Raw genomic sequence first — 6410 nt, 5'->3', positions numbered from 1 at the left:
CTCGCTTCGATCACTCGTCAGCGGGAGGCGAATTCTACAGCGTTTCAAACCGCTGTCAACTGCCTTTTTCACCGCTTCCGACTTTGACGATCGAAACTCTTCCGAACCTTCTGAAACTGCCAACTCATTGATTAACAAGGAGTTTATCTTTTCGGCTGCGCCGGAAGTGGGGCGAATTATAGAGCGATTGGCGAGCCCGTCAACCGTTAATTCAGGTCTTTTTCACAATGGGCGGTTTTCGCCCCATTACACGGGGAATCCGCCGAGCGATGGCAGGAACGCGAAGCAGCAGGAGCAATGCACCCGCGGCAGCGTAGATCGACCATTCCTCCAGATCGGCGCGGACGATCCAGAGGAAGTGCAGCAACCCCAGGCCCAACACCACATAGATGAGGCGATGCAGCTGCTTCCAGCGCCGACCCAACCGACGCTGGCTGTACCGGTTGGACGTCACGGCCAGTGCAAGCAGGCAAAGGAACGCGAGGCTGCCGACGATGATGTAGGGGCGCTTGATCAGCTCGACACCAAGCTGACTCCAGTCCAGTCCTAGAACGAAGAACAGATAGGCCGCCAGGTGCAGGCATACATAGGCAAAGCACCACAGGCCCAACTGCCGTCGCACTGCTATCCAGCCGGCCCAGCCAGACAACTTCTGCAGGGGGGTCATGCACAGCGTGATCATCACCAGTATCAGGGTGCCCAATCCCAGCCGATCGACCAGCACCTTGCCTGGATCAGGCCCCAAGGCAAATATCCAGGCCTGGTACAGCCATAACAAAGGCCATACGCACGCCACCACGAACACACTCAGACGCCATAACGGATAACGCATCAGTAGTTCTTCCGCAGATCCATGCCGGTATAGAGGGAAGCAACCTCCTCCGCGTAACCATTGAACATCGCGGTCTCACGCACGTTGGGGCTGAACAGCCCGCTGGGCAGACGCCGTTCACGCGCCTGTGTCCAGCGCGGATGGTCGACTTCCGGGTTCACGTTGGCATAGAAGCCGTACTCGCTGGGAGCGATGTTTTCCCAGGTCGTCTCTGGCCGTTCGCTGACCAGGCTGATACGCACGATGGATTTGACGCTTTTGAACCCGTACTTCCACGGCACTACCAGGCGTAAGGGTGCGCCGTTCTGGTTGGGCAACTCGCGGCCGTACATGCCTACCCCAAGGATTGCCAGCGGATTCATTGCCTCGTCCAGGCGCAAGCCTTCTACATACGGCCAGTTGATCAGGGCAAAGCCGGAGCGCTGACCGGGCATGCTCTTGGGATCCTGCAAGGTTTCGAAGCGGATGTACTTGGCTTTCGAGGTGGGCTCGACCTGCTTGAGCAAGGCCGAGATGGGAAAGCCGATCCAGGGGATGACCATGGACCATGCCTCGACGCAGCGCAACCGATAGATCCGCTCTTCGAGCTGATAAGGCTTCATGAAGTCTTCGAGGGCATAGCGCCCAGGCTTGGCCACTTCACCGTCTATGACCACCGACCAGGGTTCGGTCTTCAAGGTGCCGGCATTGGCTGCCGGATCGCCCTTGCCGGTGCCGAACTCATAGAAGTTGTTGTAGTGGGTAGCATCCTTGAAAGGCGTGATCGCCTCGCCTTGCACGGTGACCGCGCCCCAGCGGGTTTTACCCAGCTTGTCGTTCAACCAGGCGGGCGCACCGCTGGGGTCGACGCCTTCATAGCGCGATGGGTCGGCAGCGGATGCCCAGGAGGGAAGTGCCGAAACGGCCAAGGCTGTTGCGGTGGCGCCCATGAGCGAGCGGCGCGAGAGATAGATCGATTCGGGGGTGACTTCGGACTCTTTGCAGTCCGAAGCACGCGATAGCTTGATAAGCATGGTGCCTCCGTAGCCTTGGCTGGGTTCAACATACCAAGAGACTACGGATTATGCGTGAAATTGAATTTACTCTGCTTTTTTGTGACGACGCATGCGTAACAAATACTGTATCGGGCCGGAAGCGGCATAGGCGAGGAAGATCAGCAGCAGGATGCGGGGTGGATCGCTGAACACCACGGCGAACACCAGGACGACCGCCAGGATGGCTACGAAAGGCACTCGACCCTTGAGATCCAGCTCCTTGAAGCTGTTGTACTTGATGTTGCTGACCATCAGCATGCCTGCTGCCGCCACCAGCAGGGCGACCAGGAAGGACATCTTCGAGCCCTGGATGCCGTAGTCGCTGAACGCCCACACAAGGCCTGCGACCACACCGGCGGCAGCCGGACTGGCCAGGCCGATGAAGTAGCGCTTGTCGGCGGTGCCGACCTGGGTGTTGAAACGCGCCAGGCGCAGTGCCGCACCTGCGACGTAGATGAAGGCCACCATCCAGCCGACCTTGCCCATGTCGCCCAGTGCCCAGCCAAAGGCCAGCAGCGCGGGTGCGACACCGAATGCGACCATGTCGGACAGGGAGTCGTATTCCGCACCGAAGGCGCTCTGGGTATTGGTCATGCGCGCGACGCGACCGTCCAGGCTATCGAGCACCATGGCCACGAAGATGGCGATGGCAGCGTAGGCAAAATACTTGCTGGCTTCGGCAGCATTGCCGGCGCTCTGGGCACTGATCGAGTTGATGATCGAGTAGAAACCCGCAAACAGGTTTGCCGTGGTGAACAGGTTGGGCAGGAGATAGATGCCGCGGTGCCGGACTTTACGTCCTTCGGCGTCATGCCCTTCTTCGACATGCTCATCGATCGGCAGGAGGCTTTCGGCGTCAGGAGCCTTGTTTGGCTCTTCGGGACGTTCGCTCATGGACAATACCTTGCAACGGTGTGGAAAGTTTCGACAGGCGTCTGGGTCGAGGGTTCGACCGCAAAACGTTGCAGCTTTATACCAGAAGCTTGCCACCATAACGAAAAAACGCGGCCATGGCCGCGTTTTTTGTCGCCTGAAACTGTATCAGTTCTTGGCTTTGTCGACGATCTTGTTGGCGGCGATCCAAGGCATCATGGAACGCAGCTGCTCGCCGATGACTTCGATGCCGTGGGCGGCATTGTTGCGACGCTTGGCGGTCATCGAAGGGTAGTTGGTAGCGCCTTCGTTGATGAACATCTTGGCGTACTCGCCATCCTGGATGCGCTTGAGTGCATTGCGCATGGCCTGGCGCGATTCGGCGTTGATGACTTCAGGGCCGGTTACGTACTCGCCGTATTCGGCGTTGTTGGAGATCGAGTAGTTCATGTTGGCGATACCGCCTTCGTACATGAGGTCGACGATCAGCTTGAGTTCGTGCAAGCACTCGAAGTAGGCCATTTCAGGCGCATAGCCGGCTTCGACCAGGGTTTCGAAACCGGCCTTGACCAGTTCCACGGTGCCGCCACAGAGAACGGCCTGCTCGCCGAACAGGTCGGTTTCGGTCTCATCCTTGAAGGTGGTTTCGATGATGCCGGTACGGCCGCCGCCCACACCGGAAGCGTAGGACAGCGCGACGTTCTTGGCGTTGCCCGAGGCATCCTGGTAGATGGCGATCAGGTCAGGAATACCGCCGCCTTTGACGAATTCGGTACGTACGGTGTGACCCGGCGCCTTGGGCGCGATCATGATCACGTCCAGGTCGGCGCGCGGCACGACCTGGTTGTAGTGAATGGCGAAGCCGTGGGAGAAAGCCAGGGTTGCACCCTGCTTGATGTTGGGCTCGACTTCGTTCTTGTACAGCTGGGACTGGAACTCGTCCGGGGTCAGGATCATGACCAGGTCGGCACCGGCAACGGCAGTGGCGACGTCGGCTACTTTCAAGCCATGGGCCTCGGCCTTGGCGACAGTAGCCGAGCCCTTGCGCAGGCCCACGGTGACGTCGACGCCCGAATCCTTCAGGTTGCACGCCTGGGCGTGGCCCTGGGAGCCGTAACCGATGATGGCTACTTTCTTGCCCTGGATGATCGAGAGGTCGCAATCTTTGTCGTAGTAAACTTTCATTGAATATCACCTGTTATCTAGGCCGTTTCGGCCGGTCGCTAATTGAGTTAGATGCTCAGCACTTTGTCGCCACGAGCGATACCGGTCACGCCACTGCGTACGGTTTCGAGGATCGAGGCGGTGCCGATAGACTGCAGGAAGCTATCCAGCTTGTCGCTGGTGCCCGTCAGCTGAACGGTGTAGACGCTACTGCTGACATCAACGATCTGCCCGCGGAAGATGTCCGTGGTGCGTTTGATCTCGGCGCGTTGGGCGCCAGTGGCCTTGACCTTGACCAGCATCAGCTCGCGTTCGATGTGCGCGCTTTCCGACAGGTCTACCAGCTTGACCACCTCGATCAACTTGTTGAGGTTTTTCGTGATCTGTTCGATCACTTCATCCTGCCCTACCGTGGTCAACGTCAGGCGCGACAGAGTCGGGTCTTCGGTAGGCGCCACGGTCAGGCTTTCGATGTTGTAGTTGCGCTGCGAGAACAGCCCTACCACGCGCGACAAGGCGCCGGGTTCGTTCTCGAGCAAAAGCGAAATGATGTGCCGCATGATTAGGTCCGCTCCGTCTTGCTGAGCCACATGTCGCGCATCGAGCCGTCCTTGATCTGCATCGGATAGACGTGCTCGCCGACGTCGACCTGGATATCGAGGAACACCAGGCGGTCGGTCATGGCGAAAGCTTCTTCCATTTTCGGCTTGAGATCCTTGAGATCGGTGATGCGCATGCCGACGTGGCCATACGCTTCGACCAGCTTGACGAAGTCAGGCAGGGATTCGACGTAGGAATGCGAATGGCGACCTCCGTAGCTCATGTCCTGCCATTGGCGCACCATGCCGAGCACGCCGTTGTTGAGCAGGATGATCTTGACCGGCAAGCCGTACTGCAGACAGGTAGACAGCTCCTGGATGTTCATCTGGATGCTGCCCTCCCCGGTCACGCAGGCAACGTGGGCCTCGGGGAAGCTCATCTTGACGCCCATGGCCGCTGGGAAACCGAAGCCCATGGTGCCCAGGCCACCGGAGTTGATCCAGCGATTGGGCTTGTTGAACAGGTAGTACTGGGCCGCGAACATCTGGTGCTGGCCGACGTCCGAGGTGACGTAGGCGTCGCCCTGGGTGACCTCGCACAGCGTCTCGATGACCTTCTGCGGCTTGATCTTGGAGCCATCGCCCTTGTCGTAGGGGAACAGGCCGTTTTCGCCACGCCACTCCTCGACCTGCTTCCACCAACTGGCAACGGTGTCCTTGTTCGGGGTTTCACCGATGTCCTTGAGGGTGGCGAGCATTTCGGTCAGAACGCTGTCCACCGGACCGACAATGGGCACGTCCGCCTTGATGGTCTTGGAGATCGACGCCGGGTCGATGTCAATGTGGATGATCTTGGCGTTGGGGCAGAATTTGGCGGCGCCGTTGATCACGCGATCGTCGAAGCGTGCGCCCACGGCCAGGATCACATCGGCGTGGTGCATGGCCAGGTTGGCCGTGTAGCTGCCGTGCATGCCCAGCATGCCGACGAACTGGCGATCCATGCCCGGGTAGGCGCCCAGCCCCATCAGGGTGTTGGTGACCGGCAGGTCGAGGATCTGGGCCAGCTCGGTCAAGGCAGCGGAAGCTCCACCGAGGATGACACCGCCACCGGCGTACATGACCGGGCGCTTGGCCGCCAGGAGCATTTCGACAGCCTTGCGGATCTGCCCGGAATGGCCACGGACCGCCGGACTGTAGGAACGCAGCTTGGCCTTCTTGGGATAGACATATTCGAATTTGTCGGCCGGGTTGGTCATGTCCTTGGGAATATCGACCACGACCGGGCCGGGCCGACCGGACTGCGCCAGGTAGAAGGCCTTTTTCAGGACTTCGGGGATCTCCGAGGCGTGCTTGATCATGAAGCTGTGCTTCACGATGGGCCGGGAGATGCCGATCATGTCGGTTTCCTGGAACGCGTCGGTACCCACCAGCGTGCTGGCCACCTGCCCGGAGAGGATCACCATCGGGATGGAGTCCATGTAGGCAGTGGCGATACCGGTGATGGCGTTGGTGGCACCCGGACCGGAGGTCACCAGCACGACACCGGCCTTGCCGGTGGCACGGGCATAGCCGTCGGCCATGTGGGTGGCTGCCTGCTCGTGACGGACCAGCACGTGCTCGACAGCAGGCTCCTTGAACAGGGCATCGTATACATGCAGGAGGGCACCGCCGGGGTACCCGTAGATGTGCTTAACGCCTTCGTCGCGCAAGAAGCGGACGACCATTTCAGCGCCAGATAAAAGCTCCACGTTGTTCACCTCTAAAACGCCAGAATACCGTTCCATGGGAACGGGTCTTAATAGGTTTACTGCCAGCAGAGCATGAGCGACGGTGGTCGCCGACGTACGTCAGCACTGACTGAGCAAGTATTGGGAGTACCCAAGTGTCACGGGTTTTTCCCACCCAGCGCGAGGTAACGCGTTGCGGGTATTACGGGTCGGCGCTGGTGTGCGCCTGTGCTCTGCTGTG

6 protein-coding genes are annotated in these 6410 nt (G+C 59.6%); all 6 read right to left on the bottom strand.

Translation table 11 applies throughout. The annotated features are described in order from the left end of the window. Positions 1–211 precede the first annotated feature (211 nt). Entirely contained in the window at positions 212–832 is a 621-nt protein-coding gene (gene msrQ / locus IFU31_RS20580; RefSeq protein ID WP_185795368.1) for a protein-methionine-sulfoxide reductase heme-binding subunit MsrQ, read from the bottom strand. Then, on the bottom strand, positions 832–1845 hold the full coding sequence (gene msrP / locus IFU31_RS20575; RefSeq protein WP_185795369.1) for a protein-methionine-sulfoxide reductase catalytic subunit MsrP: 1014 nt from the start codon (positions 1843–1845) through the stop codon (positions 832–834). Before msrP ends, msrQ begins: the two co-directional genes overlap by 1 nt. Before the next feature lie 66 nt (positions 1846–1911). Beyond that, positions 1912–2760, bottom strand: a complete 849-nt coding sequence (gene pssA, locus IFU31_RS20570; protein WP_122480158.1) for a CDP-diacylglycerol--serine O-phosphatidyltransferase — start codon at positions 2758–2760, stop codon at positions 1912–1914. A gap of 147 nt (positions 2761–2907) precedes the next feature. Beyond that, positions 2908–3924 carry a ketol-acid reductoisomerase gene (ilvC, locus tag IFU31_RS20565; protein WP_043190697.1) on the bottom strand — a complete coding sequence of 339 codons (1017 nt, stop codon included), beginning with the start codon at positions 3922–3924 and terminating at the stop codon, positions 2908–2910. A gap of 47 nt (positions 3925–3971) precedes the next feature. Next, complete coding sequence (gene ilvN, locus IFU31_RS20560) at positions 3972–4463, bottom strand: acetolactate synthase small subunit (RefSeq protein ID WP_043190700.1); 492 nt, start codon at positions 4461–4463, stop codon at positions 3972–3974. Between the two features lie 2 nt (positions 4464–4465). Then, positions 4466–6190 carry an acetolactate synthase 3 large subunit gene (locus IFU31_RS20555; protein WP_122480255.1) on the bottom strand — a complete coding sequence of 575 codons (1725 nt, stop codon included), beginning with the start codon at positions 6188–6190 and terminating at the stop codon, positions 4466–4468. Positions 6191–6410 lie beyond the last annotated feature (220 nt).

This window comes from Pseudomonas sp. CFBP 13602 (assembly GCF_014842725.1).
Classification (GTDB): Bacteria; Pseudomonadota; Gammaproteobacteria; order Pseudomonadales; family Pseudomonadaceae; genus Aquipseudomonas; species Aquipseudomonas baltica.
Note: the sequence above shows the minus strand (reverse complement) of the source record. Positions and strands in the feature narration are given on the sequence as shown.

Bases quoted from the DNA above. Each gene is read 5' to 3' on its own strand.
- msrQ (WP_185795368.1), bottom strand. From the start codon at position 832: ATGCGTTATCCGTTATGGCGTCTGAGTGTGTTCGTGGTGGCGTGCGTA.
- msrP (WP_185795369.1), bottom strand. From the start codon at position 1,845: ATGCTTATCAAGCTATCGCGTGCTTCGGACTGCAAAGAGTCCGAAGTC.
- pssA (WP_122480158.1), bottom strand. From the start codon at position 2,760: ATGAGCGAACGTCCCGAAGAGCCAAACAAGGCTCCTGACGCCGAAAGC.
- ilvC (WP_043190697.1), bottom strand. From the start codon at position 3,924: ATGAAAGTTTACTACGACAAAGATTGCGACCTCTCGATCATCCAGGGC.
- ilvN (WP_043190700.1), bottom strand. From the start codon at position 4,463: ATGCGGCACATCATTTCGCTTTTGCTCGAGAACGAACCCGGCGCCTTG.